Raw genomic sequence first — 22,233 nt, 5'->3', positions numbered from 1 at the left:
AGGGGCGGTTTTTCGGAACCCGTTTCACCGGGGGCCAGAGCACCCTTCGACAAAATCGGGAGGAAGGCAAGCCTGAGCCGCGGCTGAGGGAGAATCCTCCCATGACGTCGCTTGGCAAAAAGTGGGTTTCGGTGTATGCACGCCCATGACGATATCACTCCGGGCGTTCATGGGATGGATGGCAGCCAGCGCGGCTTGCGTTCTGATGGGATGCAGCCCGGGAGACCAGCCGGGGGTTCCGGCGAAGCCCAAAAAGCTCGTGGTGGCGATGGATGCCACCTACCCACCCTTCGAGGTGGTGGATGAGAAAGGGGAGTTCTTCGGCGTGAGTGTGGATCTGGGCCGGGAGTTGGGCAAGTCCCTGGGGCGCGAGGTGGAGTTCCGGAACATCAATTTCGACGGCCTGATCGCGGCCCTGAAGTCGGGCAGTGTGGACTGCATTATTTCCTCCATGAGCGCCAATGATGAACGTCGCAAGTCCATCGATTTCAGCGATCCGTATGTGAAGACGGGGCTGGCCATCCTGGCGGCGGCGAAGTCTCCGGTGCAATCTCTGGAAGACCTGAAGGCTCCCGGGCGGCGGGTGGCGGTGCGGCTGGGTACCACGGGCGAGCAATATGCACGGCAGTACCTGCCGGATGCCTCCCTGGTGGTCCTGGACTCCGACACTGCCTGCGTGATGGAGGTGGTGAAGGCCGGGGTGGACGCCTGGATTTACGACCAGCTTTCTCTCATGAACTATCACAACCGGCACCCGGAGGCCACACGCGTGTTGCTCCAGCCGTTGCGTGAGGAAGTGTGGGCCATCGGCATTCAGCAGGGCAACACGGAACTGAAAACCAAGGCCAACGAATTCCTGGCGAAATTCCGCGCAGAGGGCGGGTTTGGCCGCCTGGGGGACAAGTATCTTGCGAAGGAAAAAGCGGTCATGTCTGAGATGGGGATCCCCTTCGTCTTCGACTTGAAGCCGGGAGAGGTTGGGAAGAACTGACAACTTTTGCAGGGAAGATGGTACCCCGGCACGATGGGGCTTGACGCTCGCTTTTTGTGGTCTGAAATGGGCCATCTATGAGCGAAGCGTTTCCTGACATTCCGAAGATCAAGTACGAGGGACCCAAGTCGAAGAACCCGCTTTCCTTCAAGCACTACAACGCTGATGAAGTGGTGGCGGGTAAAAAGATGAAGGACCACATGCGCTTCGGCGTGGCCTACTGGCACGCCATGCGCAACACGCTGTCGGACCCCTTCGGCGGCGGCACCTCGCAGAAGCCCTGGGATGATGGCACCGACAGCATCGCCAACGCGCAGAAGCGCGCGCGGGTGTGCTTTGAGTTCATGGACAAGCTGGGTGTGGACTACTACTGCTTCCACGACCGCGATGTCGCTCCGGAAGGCAAGAGCCTGGCGGACAGCAATTCGAATCTTGACGCAGTGGCGGATGAACTGGAGCGCCTGCAAAAGGACACTGGCAAGAAGCTCCTCTGGGGCACGGCCTGTCTCTTCGCCCATCCGCGCTACAATCAGGGCGCGGCCACCAGCCCGAATGCCAATGTCTTTGCCTACGGCGCCGCCCAGGTGAAGAAGGCGCTGGAAGTGACCCACCGCCTCGGCGGCGAAGGCTACACCTTCTGGGGTGGCCGTGAAGGCTACTCCACGCTGTGGAACACCAACCTCAAACGTGAGATGGACCACCTGGGCCGCTTCCTGCACATGGCGGTGGACTACAAGAACAAGATCGGCTTCACCGGTCCGTTTTACATCGAACCCAAGCCCCGGGAACCCTCCACTCACCAGTATGACTCCGACTCCGCCGCGTGTCTGAACTTCCTGCGTGAGTACGGCCTGCTGGAGCACTTCAAGCTGAACATCGAGACCAACCACGCCACGCTCGCCGGCCACACCATGCGCCATGAGCTGGAGGTGGCCCTGGCCGCCGGCGCCCTGGGTTCCATCGACGCCAACACGGGCGACGAACTCATCGGCTGGGACACCGACCAGTTCCCGACCGACATCTATCTCACCACGGAAATCATGCTGGTGCTTCTGAAGATGGGCGGCTTCACCTCCGGTGGCCTCAACTTCGACGCCAAGGTGCGCCGCGAAAGCTTCGAGCCGGTGGATCTCTTCCACGCTCACATCGGTGGCATGGATGCCTTCGCCCGGGGTCTGAAGATTGCCGCCGCCATCATCGAGGACGGCCGTCTCGACGCCTTCGTGAAGCAGCGCTACAGCACCTTCGACAATGGCATCGGTGCCCAGATCGAGAGAGGGGAGGTGGGCTTTGAAGAACTCGAAGCCTACACGCTGAAAAACGGCGAACCTCCGATTGGCAGCGGGCGCCAGGAGATGCTCGAAAACCTCGTTAACGAGTTCATCTGAGTCACAGAGAGTTTCAGGGAACGATCCTGCGTTGATGATCGAAGCCACCGCGAAAGCGGTGGCTTTTTTTGAGACACCAGACTGCCAGACACCAGACCAGAGCCCAGTGTGGTGAAGAATGGCAATCGGCAGAGCTCACAGGTTCATCGAGAACCGTCTCGCCAAGCCACTCGTTGTCTATAAAGTGTCCCAGACTTCAGTGCGGGCTTTCAGCCCTCGATTCGTTGTTGGACATTGAAACCTTGGGCGATGCCCTTGGCTGGTATGATGCCGGACCTTCGGTCCTCCTGAGGTGGCATTCCTGCCACCAATATGGCGGGCGCGCTATCGAGGCTCCAGCGCTGACCAAGGCAAAACAGCAGGATTATCCTTTTTCCTGATGGCATCGGCTATCAAGCGGAACCTCAACCCCTCTCCGTTTCGCCTGCCGGGTTGGAGTTCCGCGTTTACGCGGTCAGGACCCAAAACACCCAGTGCTCCGTCACTCGCAAATGTCACTCTCGCCCGCTTCATCGTGGCGACAGCGTAGCGTAGATTGTTCGCCAGCCTCAGCGGTCCAAGGAGCGGCGGTTTGTGCTTGCACAACCGCCGATGGGAAGCGGAGCGATCAATCACCAAGTCCCATCGCCGTACGCCAGCTCACGGTGTCCATTCACTTGAACATACTCCGTCTCCGGACACCTCCGGCGGTTGTGCAACCTCTGTTGAAGTTCTGTCGCCACCCCTATGCCTTCCGCGGAATCGGCAGGTTATTTGTTATTTCGAAAGCCCCTCGGCTAGGGCCGGGAGATGTAGTTCGAGTGTCTCAGCCGCTATGAACATCAGATTCATCGTCCGCTTGCTTCATGGGCTCTGTTCATCCGCTGAGGTTGGAGTGAATCAACAGGGCTGCAAAAGCGGTGTCGAGCCACCAGCACTCCAAGACGCTGCCGCGAGGTTAGGCTGTGCCAGCTGCTGCGCTGACTGCGTGGGTTTGCGAGAGGGGTACCCAAAAAAACAACGGCACAGAGTTGCCTCTGTGCCGTTGGGATTTTAGGAGTCAACAATCCGCCGGCTTGGGGCCGGCAGGAAACGGGTTAGAACTTGATGACAAAGTCCACGATGAACCGGTCATCAATGAAGCCTTCTTTCTTGCCCACCGACTTGGTGTAGGCAAAGCCGAAGTCAAGGTAGCTGGTGAGGTGGGAGCGGAAGCCGCCACCGACGGTGATCTGGGTTTCCCCATCCGCATAGGCGCTGCCGAAGTTCACGAGGTCATAGCCTTCGGAATCCAGAGGCACGGCGCCGCCTTCCTTGACCACTGTGTAGCCGTTGGCCACGACGAAGGGGATGAAGTGGCTGCAGACGTAGTAGTCGGCCTGAAGGTGGTAGTGAAGGATGGTGCTCTTCCAGTAGTCGTCGTTGGGCACCTGAATGCCCACGTTGGCCTGCAGGTGGAAGTCGCCAAAGCCCTTCTGGCTGGAGACAAAGAAGTTCCACAGACCGTCGCCGTTGCCCTGATACACTTCCTCGTCACCCGTGGGGAACTCATAGGTCACACCGGGGGTGAGGATGAACTGGTGCTCTGGCAGGTCGATGACGGCGTATTTCAAGCCGACTCCCAAGTCTCCGAGACCGTCTGAATCCGGACCTGCGCCGGGATGAAACTCATTCCAACCGCCCTTCACCATCATGAGGCCGAAGCGAGGCGTGGCGGCCCAGCGCAACTGCATCCCGTACACCTGAAGATCGCCGCCTTGGGTGGCAAAATCATCGGCAAGGTTTTGGTAGCCGAAGACGGGACGGATTTCGTTACGAATCACCGCATCTTCAAAAAGGATCGGGTCCGCCACCGGGGCCGCGGTGTGCTCACGCCAGTCGATGGCCTTTTCCAAGTTCACGCTCTTGGAGAGAGGCACCGCTACGGGCTCTCCCGCCTGAAGGGCGAGGGGGGAAAACAAACCCGCCGCCAGTACGGCGTTGGCCGCGAGAAGAGCGAAAGGGCGCATAGTTGGGAGTGCTGCATTATTGAGCATGCGAAATATTATGCACGAATTGCTGTAAGGCGCTACAAAAATTATAAAAACAATCAATAAGACCTCTAAAATTTTAAATACAGGAAATTCTGCGATGCTGGAATGACCGATTTTCTCGAAAGTATGAAGAGGTGGTCAGTTGCGCCTTGTTGCTCTGGATTGGCTACTTGAACTGCTCCAGGATCACGCCCAGGAGGCCGAAGGCAATGATGATGATCACGCCGAGGACGACTGCGCCCAGCCAGACGTAGTTCAGGATCAGGCCGGTCATGGCCAAAGCCTTGCCACTATATTGGGAGCCGGGGGCCTTGATCTGGTTGAGGGCCAAGTGACCACAAATCAGACCGGGGATCACCAACACTACGCCCAGGCTACAGGTGACCAGGGATATGATGCCGAGCACGAGGCTGGCGATCGCGGTGCCAGGTGTGGGCATGACGCCCATTCCCACGTGGGCCGGCGGATAGCTCTGTGCTGGCCAGCCTGGAGTCGGGGGGACGCCGGCAGGCGAGGCTTTGGCAAGAGAGAGTGTGGGGGCCACGTCAGGGCGAAGCACTTCCGCGTCTGCTGGTGACGAGGGGCCTTGGGAGGGGGCCGCAGAAAGTGAGGCCGCTTGCGGCAGCACTTCCGACAGTGGCTTCCAGTCTGACATGCCTGCGCACCAGGCCAGATCCGTCGCTTGAAAGCGGCCGGTGGACAGGCCATCGCGGATTTCGCTTTCGGGAAATTCTCCCAGCGGGCTGCCATCTCTGCCAAGGTGATATTGCATGGGTAAGGGGAAATTCAGGTTTGGCACGCAAGATGGGGCGCGCATGGCAAAACGCCAGCCTGCAGTTTGATCTGGCGGGCTGGCGCTTGGTGCAACTCTCTATCGAGATATGGAGGCTCCTCCTCAGCGAGCAGGAACTGGCGCGGGCGAAGAAGCTGGCGCAGTGCTGCCTGAGGGCAGTCCGAGCGCAGTGGATCCGTCAAGCTGACCGACGATGCGTTTGCCCCGGACATCGGCTTTGCTGAGGAAGATCACTGTTTCTCCGGGGGCGCTGTCTTCAACTCCGGCTCCAAAGTAGTCGTAGCCGGGATACTCTGTGGAGAGCGGGCAGCGGAGGAGTTTGTCGAAGTGGTCCTGATCCAGGACGGAAGAAGTGACCAATTCCTGTAGATCGGAGGGCAGTTTGCCGTTGTGGTCTGAGGCGTAGATTCTGCACGCGGTATTCAGCTGCCGGACGTTGCTGATGGATTTGGTAACATTGCCCCTCTCCTGGATGCGGGTGAAAGTGGGCAGCGCGAGCGACGCCAGGATGCCAATGATGGCGAGGGCGATGGAAGCGTAGCCCATGACGAGGCCGGCCACGGCCATGCCCTTGCCCCCGAGCGAGCCACCGGACTGGCGTACTCGCGTGAGTGCCATGTGGCCAAGGATGATGGTGACAATCGATCCGATGCCACACAAGCCGAAGGTAAAGATGGAGACGATGCCCATCACCAGTGCGGCAATGGCCATCCCATTGGTAGGGGAGTGATAGTCCGGCGCGACGGTGCTGGAGAGCGGGACCTGGGTGGCGGGCGGGCTTTTCACCCGGGAAGGTGGCGTGATCTGGCCGAAGAGGGCGCTCAGTGGCTGCCAGTCTGCCTGCCCATCCTTCCAGGCCAGATCGGTTGGCTGAAACTTGCCGTCGAAAAGTCCATGACGGATTTCTTCGGCGGTGAATTGCCCCAACTGCTCTCCGTTGCGCGCGACATGATAATCCATGCGAGAGACGCTATGGATTTTGTTGATCGGCGTCAAGACTTCAAGGCTTCAATGCCACGGCCAAGAGCGTCTGAAAATGGGGGCTTTTGGGTTCACGATCCACCAGGCGGATCTCGATCTTTTCGAAGCCGGCGCGCTCCAGCATTTCGTGGATCTCCACTTCGGAGAACCCCAGCCAGACGTCGGCGTAAAGCAGGCGGGCCTTTTCGAAGCTATGGCGGAGCAAGTCCAGCACAATGACGCGTCCACCGGGCTTGAGAATGCGCCTCGCGGCTGCAAGCGCCTGCTCCGGACGGCTGGCGTGATGTAGGGCCTGGCTAAACAGGGCCACGTCCACCGTGCCATCGGCAATGGGAGGGTCCTCAATGTCCCCCAGACGGTAGTCCAGATTGGCGAAGCCGTGTTCCTGGGCGAGACTGGCCCCGTAGGCCACCATCTTCTCGGAGTTGTCCACGGCGATGACCTGCTTCGCATGTTGGGCCAGCATCTGGGAGACCACGCCTTCTCCCGCACCCAGATCGGCAATGACCAGTGGGGGGACAAAGTGCAACAGGGTCTCGCCCAAGGCCTTCCAGGAACGACCGGGGATGTACTGACGGCCGAACTTGCCCGCAAGTGCGTCGAAATAGGAGCGTGCCGTGTTGGCACGTTTCCGCCGGACCAGCTTCAGGGCCGTGAGATCGTGCTTCGCCTCATGCAACTCCTGCGTGGCGGCGTCCAGCAGCGCCAGGAGGTGGTCGTGCGTCTCCTGGTCCTTGGGGCGGGGAGGTTGGAGCTGGTACAGGCGGTTCTTGCCCGAGCGGCGGTCGGTGACGAATCCGGCGGTTTTCAGTCGTGCCAGCTGGGCGGAGATGTTGCTCTGGCCCAGGGCCAGGATCTCCTGCAACTCCGCCACGGAGAGCTCCTCATGACGCAGGAGCGCCAGGATGCGCACGCGGGTGGCATCGGAGAGGAGGGCGAAGGATTTGAGAATTGACGACACGAAGGGAGGGAGTAACGTATCAACGCATCATCATTTGTAAATACGAACTGAAATCTGATCCATGCCGAACTCCTATATCTTCTCCTCCGAATCCGTCGGTGAAGGCCATCCCGACAAGGTTGCTGACACCATCTCTGATGCCGTTCTGGACGCGTGCCTTGCCCAGGACAAAAACAGCCGTGTGGCCTGCGAGACCTATGTGAAGAGCAACATCGCCATTGTCGGCGGTGAGATCACCACCAAGGCCAAGCTCGACTACGTGCAGATCGTGCGCGATGCGATCCGCGAGATCGGCTATGTGAACAGCGACGACGTGTTCCATGCTGACCAGGTGTTCGTGATGAACATCATCACCGCCCAGTCCCCGGACATCGCCCAGGGCGTGGACGCCAAGAAGGCCAAGGGCAAGAAGACGGCAGAGCAGGGCGCCGGCGACCAGGGCCTGATGTTCGGCTACGCTTGCAATGAGACCCCTGAGCTCATGCCAGCTCCCATCATGTACGCCCACCGCCTCGGCCGTGAGCTCACCGCGATCCGCAAGGCTGGCAAGGCCGCCAAGTGGCTGCGCCCTGACGCGAAGAGCCAGGTCTCCGTGGAGTACGTGGACGGCAAGCCCACCCGCATCGTGAACGTGGTTATTTCCACGCAACACGCGGCTGACGTGGATCACGCTGAGATCGAGAAGTTCTGCATCGAGAAGGTGGTCAAGAAGGTGCTGCCGAAGAACATGCTCACCAAGGACACCGAGTACCTCATCAACCCCACGGGCAAGTTCGTGGTGGGTGGCCCGCAGGGTGACACCGGCCTGACCGGCCGCAAGATCATCGTGGACACCTACGGCGGCATGGGTCGTCACGGTGGTGGCGCCTTCTCCGGCAAGGACCCCTCCAAGGTGGATCGCAGCGCCGCTTACATGGGCCGCTGGGTGGCCAAGAACGTTGTGGCCGCCGGTCTCGCTGACAAGTGCGAGATCCAGTTCGCCTACGCCATCGGTCACCCGCACCCCGTGAGCGTGCACGTGGACACCTTCGGCACCGGCACCAAGAGCGACGACGTCATCCTCGCTGCCATCAACAAGGTCTTCTCCTTCAAGCCCGCTGACATCGTCAAGCAGCTCAACCTCCTCCGCCCCATCTACTCCAAGTCCACCAACTACGGCCACTTCGGCAAAGACGATGCTGACCTAACGTGGGAGCGGACGGACAAGGTGGATGCCTTGAAGAAAGCAGTTGGTAAATAAGACCAACACTCCAAGGCGGGTTCACCCAGGACACAAGACGCAAGACTTCAAGACGCAAGACCTGATCACGAATGTCGCATCATAACTTTGAGGAGCTGGAAGTGTGGAAGCGGAGCGCCCGTCTGGGCGTTGCCGTGCTCCAGCTTGCGGACACCTTGAAGTTGTATGCACTTCGGGATCAGATGGCGCGTTCTGCGATCTCCATCGCTTCGAACATTGCTGAAGGCGCAGAACGCGAGGGTGACAAAGAGTTTCGCCGCTTCCTGGCTATTGCCAAAGGCTCTGCGGCGGAGCTTCGGACGCAACTTTACCTCGGATTGAAGGCCGGCCTCATCGAGCCAAAAGTCGCCAATCCGCTTATCAAAGAATCCAAAGAGGTTGGATCTATGATTTAAGGACTGATGAAGACATTAGGGCCGGCGACAGCCGCTTTGTCCATGATGGGAGCCCTCACTCTTGTGTCTTGAGTCTTCCAGTCTTGTGTCTGCACCCGCAAGCTATTTCAACGAACCACCACCCCAAAACCACCAATTACCACTACCACCATGAGCAACCGCGCTACCGAAGATTACAAAGTTAGAGACATCGCTGAGGCCGAGTTTGGCCGCAAGGAACTGGACATTGCCCAGTACGAAATGCCGGGCCTGATGGCCACGCGTGAGAAGTACGGCCCGAAGAAGCCTCTTGAAGGCGTTCGCATCACGGGCTCCCTGCACATGACCATCCAGACCGGCGTTCTGATTGAAACGCTGAAGGAACTGGGCGCTGATGTGCGCTGGGCTTCCTGCAACATCTTCTCCACCCAGGACCACGCGGCGGCAGCGATCGCGGCTTCCGGCACTCCTGTTTTCGCCTGGAAGGGTGAGACGCTTGAGGAATATTGGTGGTGCACCTGGAAGGCCATCGTGTTCCCCGGCGGCAAAGGCCCGCAGCTCATCGTTGATGACGGTGGCGACGTGACCCTCCTCATCCACAAGGGTTATGAAATGGAGAACGGCGACACTTGGGTCGATACTCCTTCCGACAACCATGAAGTGTCCGTCATCAAGGCTCTGCTCAAGCAGATCGCTGCGGAACAGCCCGGCATCTTCCACGAGATCGTCAAGGAGCTGAAGGGTGTGTCCGAAGAGACCACCACGGGTGTGCACCGCCTCTATGAAATGGCGAAAGCTGGCAAGCTGCTCTTCCCCGCCATCAACGTGAACGACAGCGTCACGAAGTCCAAGTTCGACAACCTCTACGGCTGCCGTGAGTCCCTGCTGGACGGCATCAAGCGTGCCACGGATGTGATGATCGCCGGCAAGGTCGGCGTCGTCTGCGGTTACGGCGATGTGGGCAAGGGCTGTGCCGCTGCTCTGCGTGGCATGGGCGCCCAGGTCATCGTGACGGAAATCGACCCTGTGTGTGCCCTTCAGGCCGCCATGGAAGGCTATCGCGTGATGCCGATCGAGGACACCCTCGGCACCGGCGACATCTACGTCACCACCACGGGCAACAAGGACATCATCCGTGTGGAGCACATGGAGAAGATGAAGGACCAGGCTATTGTTTGTAACATCGGCCACTTCGACAACGAGATCCAGGTGGACAAGCTTGAGAAGCTCGCGGGCATCCAGAAGCTCAACATCAAGCCCCAGGTGGACAAGTACACCTTCCCCGCTGGCAACAGCATCTACATGCTGGCAGAAGGCCGCCTCGTGAACCTCGGCTGCGCCACCGGCCACCCGAGCTTCGTCATGAGCAACAGCTTCACCAACCAGACGCTGGCTCAGATCGAACTCTGGGAAACCAAGGACTCCCGCCCCATCGGCGTGACCGTGCTTCCCAAGAAGCTCGACGAAGAAGTGGCCCGCCTCCACCTCGGCAAGATCGGTGTGAAACTCACCGTCCTCAGCCAGGAACAGGCCGACTACATCGGCGTGCCCGTCGACGGCCCGTACAAGACCGACCACTACCGCTACTAAGTAAGCGGGTGATTCGGGCGTGAAGCCTAAATGCGAGAATTCAAACGCGCCCTCCGCAAGGGGGGCGCGTTTTTTTGTGAGCTGTGCTGGGGGCTTACGCTCTATCCCTCGGTGGTCTTCAAGAGTGTGTGTAACCCTTTGGAGGAAGGAAAGCGGATCTATGGACAAAGGTTTCGGGTGACAGATGCCAAAAATTTGCAACTGCTACCGTAAGATTCCGGGCGAAAGTCTGGATCCCGAACGCAGGAACCGTCGCCAACCAGTCCATGCAATCTTCACAAGGTAACCTCACTTGGAACACTCCTGCTCAACCAGTGAGCTTTGAGAGTCTGACATTCCGTGCAGGCTTTTTTTACTCCAACGCAGGAGCTGTGCCCTGGCCGGGGGACCCCTCCGCGGTGAACACGGAACTCAAGGTTTCTCGCAGGGCTGATCCATCGGCACTGGAGCTGAGTGAACACCCAAGCTACGAACAGCTCACTCCTGGGCAGCGACGTGCCTACCTTGAGTGGATTGCGGCTGGTCGGGACGATGCGGACCCGGCCGATCGGGCTCTGGGTTACGTCCTGCTCGCCTTCTATGGGTTGGAGAGAAGGATATTGATCGATGGTGACCCGGATCCGGCGATCTTGGATGAGGTGATGCGGCTGATGCACCGCTACGGGGTCACGGATGCTTCCTGCCCACTTCGCAGCTATTTTCTGCAACTGCTGCACGTGGGGGGATGGAGACTGGGCGCTCCGTTCTACCGTTCCATCTGGCCTGACCTCCTACAGGTCGATGGTGACAGGCCGGATGCCGATGGGATGAGGATGGTCCTGGCAAATCTGTATGAGCTGGGAGAGCCGCTGCACTGGACCGTGGCGTATCGGGTGGCGCTCATTGATGAAAACTCCCGGAGGAGCACGGTCACCTCCCGGGTGCGCGAGCAGTTCTGGGAGTTGTTTCATCAGCGCTTCGAGGAGCAGCATCCGGGTGGCATCGTGCTCCAGGCTGCAAAGCAGGAGGCGGTGATGGCCTGCCAGCCTGCGAACCCTGCGGTGTTGCAGCTGGCAATCCAGCAGAGACGTCTGTCTCAATTGGAGTGGCGTTTTCCAAACGTGCTGGGGTTGCGCCGACAGTTTAAGAAACTGCCCGAGATCTGGAACTCCTGTGTTCAGGACCTTTCTGGATTTAGCCGGGCCAGGGGCTCCAAGAAACAGGGCATCACCGCCGCCGTTGCTGCCTGGAAGGCGTTGCCGGGAGCGTTGCAGGACTTGGATGAGCACCCTGTCCGTTTGGCCATGAATGAACTTCTGGCGGAAGCTCCGACAGAGAACAGCTTTCCTGTGGTGCCAGTCGGCGACATTGCTGCGATTCACGAGATCCCCATGCGGGACAAGCTCACGGTGGGACAACTTTCAAAGCTGGGTGAATCACTGGCCGCGGTGGGTTGGTTCATGACTCCCAATCCTGCTTTTGTCAGCGTGGCGCTCTCTTGGGATCAGGAGGTGGCCATCTATCCGAGGGGGCACTGGGAGGTGCCAGAGCCGCAGATCCCTGCCGTCGTCCGTCTGCTGTTTTTGGCCACGGCGCTTGCTGCGGCCGACGGCGTCGTGACGGATCGTGAAGTCGAGCTCTTCGAAAGTCACGTGGGGCATGAGTTGCGCTCCGAGCGGGATTGGAAGCACCTCCGGGCCACGCAGGCTGTGTTGCGGCGCGACTACAATCTGGCGGTGCGCGCTCTGCCTCAGATCGCAAGAAGCATTCCTCTCCGCAGTCGCAGTCACGTATTTCGCGGGCTGGTGCACACGGCTGCCACCGATGGCGAAATAGGGCCGGATGAGATCAAAGTCCTGCGGCGCATCCAAAAACTGCTGACCCTTCCCGAGGGCACGCTGGACGAATTGCTCGGCAAAGATAAAGCCTTTTCAGAAGTGGTGGTTGTTCCTCCATCAGGCATTGCTGATGCTGGAGAGGCGATACCTCCGCGGCAAGCTGGTTCAAATCAAGTTGTGCCCGGATTGAAGCTGGACAGGGATCGCCTCGAGGCGCTCAAGAAGGAGACGCATGAGGTGATCACCATGCTTGCAGAGGTGATGAGTGAAGAGGAGTCCTCCGCGGCTATGGTCGAGGAAAAAAGCGCGATTCCTCATAGTCCTGCTGCCCAAGCAGGCGTTCGCGTAGATGAGGGGTGGATGCTCACATTGGATCGCCGTTATCGTGGAGCACTCGGTGAGCTGGTCCGGCAGGAAGAGGTGCCGTGTGAAGTGTTTGAGCGGATCGCCAGCAAGCATTTGCTCATGCCGGATGACCTTCTGAGTGCGGTCAACTCCTGGTCGGATGAGTGTCTTGGAGACTTCCTGTTGGAGCGCTCAGACGTTGTCCGCGTCTACCTTGATCTGCTGCCGCCTCATTTGCGCATATCGCGCTCCATCCCGCTCCAATCCGCCGCTTAATCCCTCAATCTATCTAACATGTCTACGCTACCTATCAGACGCCGGGAACGGGATGCCGTTCTCCAGTCACTTCAAGCGGGGTTGGTGCCCAAGCAGGGGCTTCATCTCATCCAGGTGGGCAGGAAGGCCGAGGTCTCGGCCCTGCTGTCGGATCTGGAGCGGGTGGCGGATGACGGATCCTCCTTTCGTATCGTGGTGGGCCGGTTTGGCAGCGGGAAGAGTTTTTTCCTGAACCTTGTCCGCTCGCTGGCGCTGCAGAAGAAGCTCGTGGTCGCCCAGGCGGACTTCAGCATGGAGAGGCGGCTCCATGCCTCTGGTGGAGAATCACGGGCGCTCTATAGTGAGCTGATCCGCAACATGGCGACGCGTGCCCAGCCTGATGGTGGGGCCCTGCCTTCCGTGCTGGCGGCTTGGATCACTGAGGTGCAGCAGAAAGTGCTGCCCGCGGGAGGCACCCCAGCGGATGTGGAGAGGCGGATCATGGCTGATCTTTCAGACCTGCAGAATCTGGTGGGCGGGTTTGAGTTCGCCGAGGCGGTCCGGGCCTACTATCGAGGCCACACCGACGGCAATGATGCTCTTAAGGCTGCGGCATTGCGCTGGCTGAGGGGTGAGTACACCACGAAGACCGAGGCGAAGCAGGATCTGGGCGTGCGCAGGATCATTGATGACGAGAACTTCTATGACAGCCTGAAGTTGATGGCGGCGTTTGTGCGGAAGGCAGGCTTCGCGGGCCTCGTCTGTAATCTGGATGAGATGGTCGTCCTTTCTCACCGGTTGCCCAACTCCCGGGCCAGGCAGGCCAACTACGAGGCGCTTCTCACACTCATCAACGACTGCTTCCAGGGGAATGTGCGCGGACTTGGCTTCATCTTTGCCGGAACAGACGAGTGCCTCGAGGACAAGCGACGAGGCCTGTTTAGCTATGAAGCCTTGCGCAGTCGACTGGCGGAGAACGCTCTTGCGGGCGAGCATGGCCTGTTGGACCTCGCGGGCCCGGTCGTTCGGTTGAAGCCACTGACGCCAGAGGATCTCTACGTCCTGCTGCATAACGTTGCACTGGTGCACGCCTCGGGTGACCCTGCGAAGGTGGCGGTGTCCCCGGAGGGGATTGAGGCCACTCTGCATCGTGCGAATGACGTGTTGGGTGCGGAGTTTTTCCGAACACCGCGGGACGTGATTCGCTACTTCGTAGGCACCTTGAACCTTCTGGATCAGAATCCGGACAAGAGCTGGCAGGATCTGCTATTGATCGGGAAGGGGCTGCAAAAGCCCGCCACACCCATGTCCGCTGAAGAAGAGGTGGCCAATGGAGTGGCTCCTCCTGCGGATTTGGATGATGACGTCTTCAAGATCTAGCCTCACTGGTCATGGACGAAGCATTCGCCAAGCTCCATCGGAAAATCCAGGAAGCCATTTTCCGGGAGGGGTGGAGTTCGCTGCGTCCTTTGCAAAAGAACTCGATCCGGGCGGTCCACGAGAGCAAGGCGGACCTGATTCTGGCGGCGAGCACGGCCAGTGGTAAAACGGAAGCGGCCTTCCTGCCGATCCTGTCTGAAATGGCCGATGAACCTCATGGAAGCGTACGAGCTCTCTACATCAGTCCCCTGAAAGCGCTGATCAATGATCAGTTTATGCGGCTGGAGAGGCTGTGCGAACTGGCGGAAATTCCCGTGCACCGTTGGCATGGTGACGTGGGAGCCTCGCACAAGGCCAGGCTGCGCAGAGAACCGGGCGGGGTGTTGCTCATCACGCCTGAGTCTTTGGAGAGTCAGTTTGTAAATATGGACCGCGATCTGCCAGGCCTCTACAGCCGCCTTGGTTTTGTTGTCATTGATGAACTGCATGCATTTCTGGATAATGTGCGGGGAATCCATCTGCGCAGTCTGCTGGCCAGATTGGAGGTGGCGGCGGGCGTCAGGCCAAGGCTTGTTGGCCTGTCAGCGACGCTGGGTGACTTTGGTTCGGCCAAGGGGTTCCTGAATCCCGATGATCCCAGTCAAGTGCTGCTTTTGCAAGATGCAAGCCAGGCCAAAGAAAAGCACGTGGGGCTCAGGGCATACTATGAATCGGTGCATGAAGAGTCTGCGGATGAAGATGCAGAGCAGAAAGAGCTTGCTGCTCCCCTCGTGCGGACTGGAGGGCTCAACCAGGTGGCGGCGGACCTCGCCCGTCGCTTCATGACGGATACCAATCTTGTTTTTTGTAACAGCCGTCGCGATTCAGAGTTGCTGGCAGACAAGCTTCACCAAATGGAGAAGGAGGAGTCCTGGCCTCACAATCCTTTTCTTTTGCATCATGGATCGCTGAGCAAAGAGATCAGGGAGGACGCGGAGGTGAAACTAAAGAGCGGCAGGCCTGTGACCGCCTTGTGCACGAGCACCTTGGAAATGGGCATCGACATCGGAGCTGTCAGGGCTGTGGGTCAGGTGGGGCCCCCTTGGACGGTGTCGTCGATGGTGCAGCGTCTGGGACGTTCGGGGCGGGAGGAGGGGCAGCCCCAGATCCTCCGCCTTTACACGCTGGACCTTCCTTTGGACCATCGATCCCACCTGGAAGAGAGGCTTTTCCCGAATCTCGTCCGGAGCGCGGCGATGATTGAACTGTACCGGGAGGGGTGGCTTGAGCCGCCGGAGCTAGACCGCTTTCACTTCAGCACGGCGATTCATCAGGTGTTTAGCATTCTGAAGCAGACGGGGGGTGCTTTGGCAACTGTGCTGCATGATCGACTTTGCTTACGAGGCGCCTTTCGCCGGATTGATCGAAACCGGTTGTATCAGTTGTTGAAGGGGATGGCCTCTCATCAACTCATCGAGCAGGTGCCTTCAGGAGAGCTGATTCTCGCGCCCGCTGGGGAGCGCATTGTAGAGAGTCGTGACTTCTATGCCGCGTTCGCCAGTCGCATTGAGTACTCTGTGGAGTGGGATGGATCCGCCATCGGTGTGCTGCCGCTACAGAGCATCCCTGCAGAAGGGGAATTTATGCTCCTGGCAGGAAGGCGTTGGAAAGTCATGCAAATATCCCGAGAGCAGCGACGTGTTTTAGTAGTGCCTGCGCTGGGCTGGAAGCCGCCGCGCTTTCTGGGTGGAGGGGGGCTTATTCATGCTGTCGTCATGGCAAAGATGCGCGAGACCCTGGCTGGGGAAGGTGAAATTCCGTACCTTCATGAAGGTGCCTCGCAAATGCTGGTCCAGGCCCGGCAGTGCTTCAAAGAAGCCCGGTTGACGGATTGCGATTTCAAGGCCGATCTCCACGAGGTTCACTGGCTGCCCTGGTCCGGTACGAGAGTACTGCTGACGCTTGAGCTTTGTGCAAAAATAGATGGGCTGAAGGTTGGCAGGCAGGATTTCAGTTTGAGTTACGCCAAGCTGTCTGTCGATGGGCTCAAGGAACATTGCCAAAGAATCGCTGATGGCGGATTCACTGAAGAGATGCTGCTGGAGGGAGGTGTGGAGCTTTTGAGGGATCGATTTGATGAGTACGTGGCGGTTCCTCTACTGCAGGAAGCCTATGCCAGAGAGGTCTTGGATCTTCCTGGAGCACGGCAGGCTGCCGGGCGGATGCTGGGTGGTTCGAGGTAAGGTGTCGTAATCGCGAGGGTTTGTATTGGTGACTGACCCGCCTAAAGGCGGAACTCCAACCACGGCGCGGAGGTTCTCAGGACTCTGGAGTTGGTGTGGCGCTGCTGGAGTTGGGGGGAAGTTGGAGCAGCGAGGTGGATGTTCTAAGTTGATGAAGGGTCGGAAACAGGGTTGGAGTACCGCCTTTAGGCGGCGTATTGGAACGCGAACAAGTACTCGGGAGCGTGATAATTGAGGCGCCTGAACTCACGAGTTGGATGAAGGCATTCTCGCGCTCCGGACAGTGAGCCGTCCCGCATGCGGGACGGTACTCCAACCCTGCTGCGGGCAATTGGGAGGGTTTGGTGGAGCTTCTTCGCTGCTCCAAACTCTATTTCCCGAGCTTGTCATACCAGATGAGCGCGCATTCATCTCGCTGAATTCCCTGCCAGAGGGCCAGTTTTCGCTCCGTTACCTTCTGGCCATCCGCTCCATGTCCTGCCGATTCGTCCTCCCTGTTCTTACCCTTCTCGTCGCTCCTGCTGCCTTTGTGCGTGGGGCGTCTGGCGCTGCGCTTCCGCCTGAATCTGTGCGGGTCATGATCGAAAACCGCTGCATTGACTGCCACGATGCGGAGACGAAGAAAGGGAGCCTGGATCTGACGGCGCTGGCGTTTGATCTCAAGAATCCCAAGGCGTATGCCCGGTGGGTGAAGGTCTTTGACCGTGTGGAGGCCGGGGAAATGCCGCCGAAGGGGAAGAGCCAGCCGGATGAGGCGGCACTGAAGGGGTTCCTGGGGCAGCTCGGCTCGAAGCTGATCGAGTCTGACTCTCAACGTGCTGTGACCGACGGGCGGGCGACGGTGCGCCGCATGAACCGGTATGAGTACGAAAATACCGTACGGGACCTGCTGAAAGCGCCGTGGTTGCAGATCAGGGACAAGCTGCCAGAGGATGGTGAGGCGAACCGCTTCAACAAGGTGGGGGACGCGCTGGATGTCTCCCACGTGCAGATGGCCCGCTATCTCAATGCGGCGGATTATGCGCTGCGGGAGGTGATTGCGGATCAGCAGTCGCGCCCATCTTCGAAGCCGGCGCGCTACTACGCCCGCTCAGAGCCGTCGATGGTGAAGAAGATGTTTTTCAGTGAGTTCAATCGCAACCCGGTGCGCGCGACCTTCCCGGTGCTGGGCTATGCACCGCAGCCGGATGTGCGGGCGGGCAAAGCGCCTGCCACAGCGGGTGAGACGGATCCCAAGGTTCGAGATGAGGAAGGCATCGGCGTGGTGGCCAGCAGCTATGAGCCGATCGAGCTCAAGTTCAGCTCGTTCAAAGCACCCAAGTCGGGGCGCTACAAGCTTCGATTCAGCGCGTATGCGGTGTGGGTGGGGCCGGGGCCTGAGAAGTCCTGGTGGCAGCCGAACCTGGATGTTGTTTCCAAGGGCCGCCGTTCCGAACCTGTCACGATCTACAGTGAGACGCCTCCGCGACTGTTGCGGTTGCAGGGCAGCTTTGACGTCGGGGTGGAGCCGACGGAGCGCGAGATCGATGCCTATCTGCTCAAAGGGGAAACCATCCGGTGGGATGCCGTGCGCCTCTTCCGCTCCCGTCCTCCCGCGCCGCGGAATCCGCTGGCGGAGAAAGACGGGCAGCCAGGGGTGGTCTTCAAGTGGATGGAGGTGGAGGGGCCGATCCTGAGTTCCTGGCCGGATGCGGGACATAAGGTGCTCTTTGAAAACCTGCCGGTGAAACGGAAGGATGCCAAGTCGCCCCTCACGGTGGAGCCCAAGGATCCGCAAGATGCGGAGCGTCTGTTGCGTCGTTTCCTCGATCGCGCGTACCGCCAGCCGGTCGCCGAGGAGGATGTGCAGATGTTCCTGGGCATCATCCAGAAGGCGCGTGGGGAGGGGCTCGACTTTGCCAATGCGATGCTCGCGGGATACACCGCCGTGCTGTGCTCTCCCAAGTTCTTCTGCCTGGAGGAGAAGCCCGGGAAACTGGATCAGAGGGCACTGGCCTCGCGTCTGGCTTATTTCCTATGGAACTCAGGTCCGGATGAAGCGCTGCTCAAGGCGGATCTGAGTGATTCCAAGGTCCTGTACCAGCAGACAGACCGGCTGCTGAACGATCCCAAGTCCCGGCGGTTTGTGGAGGCGTTTCTGAACTACTGGCTGGATCTGCGCAAGATGGGGGCGACCTCGCCGGATGCGGAACTGTACCCGGACTACTATCTGGATGACTTGCTCATCGAATCGGCCACGCAGGAGACGCAGCTCTTCTTTGCCGAGATGCTGAAGGGCAATCTGCCCGCCCGGACGGTGATCGACTCTGACTTTGCGATGCTGAATGAGCGGCTTGCCAGGCACTACGGACTGCCCTTTGTGGAGGGGGTGAAGGTGCGCAAGGTGGCCTTGCCCAAGGACAGTGTGCGGGGTGGCTTGATGACGCAGGCGAGTGTGCTCTCCGTCACGGCCAATGGCACCACCACCTCCCCGGTGGTTCGCGGGGTGTGGATCATGGAGCGCATCGTGGGCAAGGTGCCGCCGCCCCCGCCGCCCAGTGTGCCGGCGATCGAGCCGGACACGCGCGGGGCGCATACCATCCGCGAGCAGCTCGAGAAACACCGGGCGCAGCAGTCCTGCGCGCTCTGCCATACGAAGATTGATCCCGCAGGTTTTGCCCTGGAGAGCTTTGACGTGATGGGGGGCTGGCGTGAGCAGTACCGCGCGATGGGAGAGGGGGAGTCGCCTCCGGGTTATGGGAAAAACGGGCAGCGCTTTGCCTTTCATCCGGCCCAGAATGTGGATGCCAGCGGGGAGTTGCCCGATGGCGGCGGCGCCTTCAAGGACATCCGGGGGCTGAAAGCGTTGCTGGTGAGGGATGAGGTCCAGATTGCCCGGAACCTCACCTCACAGCTCATCACGTACGGTACGGGTGCTCCGGTACGGTTTGGGGATCGCGCCGTGGTGGAACAGATCTTGCAAGACACCGCTGCCGAGGGCTACGGCGTGCGCTCCCTCATTCACGCCCTGGTGGGCACCGAACTCTTCCAGTCCAAATAACCCTTTTCTGATCTGCTCACGATGAACCCTTCTGTTCATGTCTCCACCCAGCGCAGTGTCTCGCGGCGTCACTTCTTGCGCACCACGGGCGTGGGGCTGGCCCTGCCTTTGCTGGATGCCATGGTGCCCGCGTTTTCACGGGCAGCGGCGGCCATTGCCACGCCACCACGTCGCATGTTGGGCATCTGCAACAACTTGGGGCTGCTGCCGGAGAAGTTCTTCCCGGCGGTGGATTCCGTAGGCATGGGTTACACACTCTCGCCCTATCTGGAAGAGCTGAAGGCGCACCGGAATGATTTCACGGTCTTCAGCGGCGTTTCGCATCCCGATGTGGATGGCGGGCATCCGGCGGACAATTGTTTCCTCACGGCGGCTCCGCATCCCGGCAGTGGCGGCTTCCGCAACACGATCTCGCTGGACCAGTATGCGGCGGAGCGCCTGGGGCATCTCACGCGGTTTCCCTCGCTGACCCTGGGCGTGAATGTGTCCCAAGGGGTGCGCAGCTTGTCCTGGACAGGCTCAGGCGTTTTGATCCCATGTGAGGAGCACGCGGCGGACGTGTATCGCCGGTTGTTCCTGAAGGGGACCGCCAAGGAGATCAAGGAACAGGAGCGCAAGCTCTCGTTGGGGCAGAGCATCATGGATGCGGTGGCCGGTCAGGCCAAGAGTCTGCAGCGGGACCTGGGTGCGCATGATCGGGAAAGGCTGGACCAGTACTTCACCGGGGTGCGTGATCTGGAAAAGCGCCTGGAGAAGTCCCGCGAGTGGGAGAAGAAGCCCAAGCCGGTGGTGAAGGAAAAGCAGCCCGTGGATCCGGACAGCCCGGCCGAGTACATGGAGAAGGTTCGCCTCATGTATGACATGGCGGCGCTGGCCTTTGAGACGGACAGCACGCGGTTGATCACCCTCATGCTGGACAGTGTGAACTCGCCCACGCTGGAGATCGAAGGCGCGCACATCACGGATGGCTACCACAGCCTCTCCCACCACGGGAAGTCAGAGAAGAAGCTCAACCAGCTCGAGGCCATTGATCGCGAGCACATGCGGCATTTGAACACGCTCTTTACCCGCCTGAAAGGCACTGGGGAGCAGGGGGCGAACTTGCTGGATCAGTCGATGATCCTGTATGGGAGCAACTTGGGGAATGCGAGCACGCACGTGACCACGAACCTGCCCGTGCTGTTTGCGGGCGGTGGGTTCAAGCACGGCCAGCACCTGGTGTTTGACCGGGCGGACAACTATCCGCTGCCGAATCTCTTTGTTTCCATGTTGCAGCGCATGGGATTGGAGGAAGGGGCGTTCGCGAGCAGCACGGGAACGATGAAGGGACTGGTGGCGGGGTAGGGGAGTGGTTATCTCCTGGAGAGATAGAGGGATTGGGCGCTGTCGCCGAAAGGTTTGGAGAGGATGCACGACGTCCTCGGGAGGATCGATTGCGACACCCCTTCTTTACGGGGGACAATGCTCAACCATTCCCTGAACTCGTCTGGCTGATCAAGATGCTCGGCTCCACTCCATTCAGGGTTTTCGTCCGGTTGCTGAAAAACTTCTTGAGCTTCAGGAAATGAGATTCAAAAACGTGCCAGCTCACCCAGGCGGCGGCTAACGAGAGCGCCGTGCAAATGCCGGTGAAAAGAAATTGGGCTGGCAAGATGGAACCCAAGACGGGGCGAAGCAAACTGGGGAAGTGAGCGTCGAGCCAACTCTTGCAGCCTCCTGCGATGAAGTTGTGATAGATGTAAATTGCGTAACTGTACCGCCCGAAAAGGCGCAGCCATGAATGGTTGAAAACATTTCCCATGAGGGCTTGAGGCCGTGCCACCACGTCGAGCAGGAGGCCTGCGAACATGACAGCCATCAATGTGAAACCCACCGTCTGCATGGGACGGCTGTTGGTGTCAGTGTCCCATCCAGACAGATAAAGAACTCCAAGCAGTGCGACGACTGCAAGCACTCCGGCAAACCTGCCCATGCCCGCCAGGATGTCGAGCCCCCAACGAGATCGCGCCAAGGATGCTATCAAGGCTCCCATGACTAGTCCGTCAAGATGAGTCAAGGCAAAGACGTATACGGAAAAGGGGTGCAAGGCCTGCTCGTTTAACACCCAAAAGCGAAGGCACATGCATCCCAAAAGCAGGGTGACGCAGGCGACTCGCAAAGCAAGCCGGCTCAAAAGCCAAACTACGAGAGGCCAAACGAGGTAGAATTGCTCTTCTATGGCAAGGGTCCAAAAGAAAGGAAGACGGGAATTGGGCAGTACTCCCTCCAAGGCCATTGGAATATTGGAGAGATGTGTCCAGAACCAAAACGGTCGCGCGATGTAGTCGGCGGGAGCCGTGACGCCAAGGCCGGGGATTCGAGGCAGGACGACGCAGTAAATCAAGAGGAACCCGTAGTACAATGGGAAAATCCTCAAGGCGCGACGCGCATAGAAGTTGCGGAAAAAATGTGAATCCGATTTTGAGTCGATCAAAATTCCTGTGATCAGAAAGCCGGATAGTACAAAGAACAGTTCTACGCCACACCAACCTCCATGGAAGATCTTCAGGACAAAGGCATCATTCTCCGAGGCACCAGGGATTACGCTAAAGTGACACAAAAGAACCAACAAGATCGCCAGGCCTCTTAGACCATCCAGCCCTGGGTGATGTCTTCTTAGTCTGTCTGCCGGGGTTGACTGGGCCACTCCTGTGGCTTTGGGTCCCCACATTCGCAGGACCATTTGCCCCAGTCGCCTGCGATGGGGGGGAGAAACTCCCAAAATGGCGAGGCCCATGGCGATGGGGGCCGCTGCTCCGATCCACTGTAGCCAGTGGGGAACCCAAGGCACGACCATCCGATACG

Annotated in this window: 15 protein-coding genes; 10 read left to right on the top strand and 5 right to left on the bottom strand. The window is 59.4% G+C overall.

Annotated elements, in window-relative coordinates; genetic code table 11:
* Positions 1 to 145: 145 nt before the first annotated feature.
* On the top strand, positions 146 to 991 hold the full coding sequence (locus tag BV106_RS33820; RefSeq protein WP_038172462.1) for a transporter substrate-binding domain-containing protein: 846 nt from the start codon (positions 146 to 148) through the stop codon (positions 989 to 991).
* 77 nt (positions 992 to 1,068) lie between these two features.
* Positions 1,069 to 2,379, top strand: a complete 1,311-nt coding sequence (gene xylA / locus BV106_RS33815) for a xylose isomerase (RefSeq protein WP_038172460.1) — start codon at positions 1,069 to 1,071, stop codon at positions 2,377 to 2,379.
* Between the two features lie 1,076 nt (positions 2,380 to 3,455).
* Here xylA and BV106_RS33810 read toward each other — a convergent pair.
* The 4 genes from BV106_RS33810 to BV106_RS33795 form a co-directional block, all read right to left on the bottom strand.
* Positions 3,456 to 4,367, bottom strand: a complete 912-nt coding sequence (locus BV106_RS33810; protein ID WP_038172457.1) for a hypothetical protein — start codon at positions 4,365 to 4,367, stop codon at positions 3,456 to 3,458.
* A gap of 190 nt (positions 4,368 to 4,557) precedes the next feature.
* Positions 4,558 to 5,163, bottom strand: coding sequence for a DUF4190 domain-containing protein (locus BV106_RS36710; RefSeq protein WP_051946903.1), 606 nt, complete (start codon positions 5,161 to 5,163; stop codon positions 4,558 to 4,560).
* A 123-nt stretch (positions 5,164 to 5,286) separates the two neighbouring features.
* The gene (locus tag BV106_RS36705; protein WP_051946901.1) at positions 5,287 to 6,144 is read right to left on the bottom strand and encodes a DUF4190 domain-containing protein; all 858 of its coding nucleotides are present in this window, start codon (positions 6,142 to 6,144) and stop codon (positions 5,287 to 5,289) included.
* Positions 6,145 to 6,184: 40 nt separating this feature from the next.
* Positions 6,185 to 7,126, bottom strand: a complete 942-nt coding sequence (locus BV106_RS33795; protein WP_038172455.1) for a metalloregulator ArsR/SmtB family transcription factor — start codon at positions 7,124 to 7,126, stop codon at positions 6,185 to 6,187.
* Positions 7,127 to 7,187: 61 nt separating this feature from the next.
* Here BV106_RS33795 and metK point away from each other — a divergent pair, with 61 nt between their 5' ends.
* From metK to BV106_RS33755, 8 genes are all read left to right on the top strand, one after another.
* On the top strand, positions 7,188 to 8,366 hold the full coding sequence (gene metK / locus BV106_RS33790) for a methionine adenosyltransferase (protein WP_038172453.1): 1,179 nt from the start codon (positions 7,188 to 7,190) through the stop codon (positions 8,364 to 8,366).
* 71 nt (positions 8,367 to 8,437) lie between these two features.
* Positions 8,438 to 8,761, top strand: coding sequence for a four helix bundle protein (locus BV106_RS33785; protein ID WP_038172450.1), 324 nt, complete (start codon positions 8,438 to 8,440; stop codon positions 8,759 to 8,761).
* Positions 8,762 to 8,911: 150 nt separating this feature from the next.
* On the top strand, positions 8,912 to 10,330 hold the full coding sequence (gene ahcY / locus BV106_RS33780) for an adenosylhomocysteinase (RefSeq protein ID WP_038172446.1): 1,419 nt from the start codon (positions 8,912 to 8,914) through the stop codon (positions 10,328 to 10,330).
* 398 nt (positions 10,331 to 10,728) lie between these two features.
* Positions 10,729 to 12,768 carry a TerB N-terminal domain-containing protein gene (locus BV106_RS33775; RefSeq protein WP_265596355.1) on the top strand — a complete coding sequence of 680 codons (2,040 nt, stop codon included), beginning with the start codon at positions 10,729 to 10,731 and terminating at the stop codon, positions 12,766 to 12,768.
* 18 nt (positions 12,769 to 12,786) lie between these two features.
* Positions 12,787 to 14,127 carry an ATP-binding protein gene (locus BV106_RS33770; RefSeq protein ID WP_038172440.1) on the top strand — a complete coding sequence of 447 codons (1,341 nt, stop codon included), beginning with the start codon at positions 12,787 to 12,789 and terminating at the stop codon, positions 14,125 to 14,127.
* A gap of 11 nt (positions 14,128 to 14,138) precedes the next feature.
* Entirely contained in the window at positions 14,139 to 16,349 is a 2,211-nt protein-coding gene (locus BV106_RS33765; protein WP_038172436.1) for a DEAD/DEAH box helicase, read from the top strand.
* A 472-nt stretch (positions 16,350 to 16,821) separates the two neighbouring features.
* Entirely contained in the window at positions 16,822 to 19,389 is a 2,568-nt protein-coding gene (locus tag BV106_RS33760) for a DUF1592 domain-containing protein (protein ID WP_038172478.1), read from the top strand.
* Positions 19,390 to 19,410: 21 nt separating this feature from the next.
* Complete coding sequence (locus tag BV106_RS33755) at positions 19,411 to 20,733, top strand: DUF1552 domain-containing protein (protein WP_038172433.1); 1,323 nt, start codon at positions 19,411 to 19,413, stop codon at positions 20,731 to 20,733.
* Between the two features lie 121 nt (positions 20,734 to 20,854).
* On the opposite strand, the gene BV106_RS33750 is transcribed toward BV106_RS33755, so the two are convergent.
* A complete protein-coding gene (locus BV106_RS33750; protein WP_265596357.1) occupies positions 20,855 to 22,099 on the bottom strand; it encodes an acyltransferase in 1,245 nt (414 codons plus the stop codon).
* Between the last annotated feature and the right edge of the window lie 134 nt (positions 22,100 to 22,233).

Source organism: Verrucomicrobium sp. BvORR106, assembly GCF_000739655.1.
Lineage (GTDB): Bacteria > Verrucomicrobiota > Verrucomicrobiia > Verrucomicrobiales > Verrucomicrobiaceae > Verrucomicrobium.
The sequence above is the reverse complement of the archived record's forward strand: the minus strand, read 5'-3'. Positions and strand labels throughout refer to the sequence as shown.

Excerpts from the sequence above, each read along its gene's own strand:
- BV106_RS33820 (WP_038172462.1), top strand. The coding sequence starts at position 146 with ATGACGATATCACTCCGGGCGTTCATGGGATGGATGGCAGCCAGCGCG.
- xylA (WP_038172460.1), top strand. The coding sequence starts at position 1,069 with ATGAGCGAAGCGTTTCCTGACATTCCGAAGATCAAGTACGAGGGACCC.
- BV106_RS33810 (WP_038172457.1), bottom strand. The coding sequence starts at position 4,367 with ATGCGCCCTTTCGCTCTTCTCGCGGCCAACGCCGTACTGGCGGCGGGT.
- BV106_RS36710 (WP_051946903.1), bottom strand. The coding sequence starts at position 5,163 with ATGCAATATCACCTTGGCAGAGATGGCAGCCCGCTGGGAGAATTTCCC.
- BV106_RS36705 (WP_051946901.1), bottom strand. The coding sequence starts at position 6,144 with ATGGATTATCATGTCGCGCGCAACGGAGAGCAGTTGGGGCAATTCACC.
- metK (WP_038172453.1), top strand. The coding sequence starts at position 7,188 with ATGCCGAACTCCTATATCTTCTCCTCCGAATCCGTCGGTGAAGGCCAT.
- BV106_RS33785 (WP_038172450.1), top strand. The coding sequence starts at position 8,438 with ATGTCGCATCATAACTTTGAGGAGCTGGAAGTGTGGAAGCGGAGCGCC.
- ahcY (WP_038172446.1), top strand. The coding sequence starts at position 8,912 with ATGAGCAACCGCGCTACCGAAGATTACAAAGTTAGAGACATCGCTGAG.
- BV106_RS33770 (WP_038172440.1), top strand. The coding sequence starts at position 12,787 with ATGTCTACGCTACCTATCAGACGCCGGGAACGGGATGCCGTTCTCCAG.
- BV106_RS33765 (WP_038172436.1), top strand. The coding sequence starts at position 14,139 with ATGGACGAAGCATTCGCCAAGCTCCATCGGAAAATCCAGGAAGCCATT.
- BV106_RS33760 (WP_038172478.1), top strand. The coding sequence starts at position 16,822 with ATGTCCTGCCGATTCGTCCTCCCTGTTCTTACCCTTCTCGTCGCTCCT.
- BV106_RS33755 (WP_038172433.1), top strand. The coding sequence starts at position 19,411 with ATGAACCCTTCTGTTCATGTCTCCACCCAGCGCAGTGTCTCGCGGCGT.
- BV106_RS33750 (WP_265596357.1), bottom strand. The coding sequence starts at position 22,099 with ATGTGGGGACCCAAAGCCACAGGAGTGGCCCAGTCAACCCCGGCAGAC.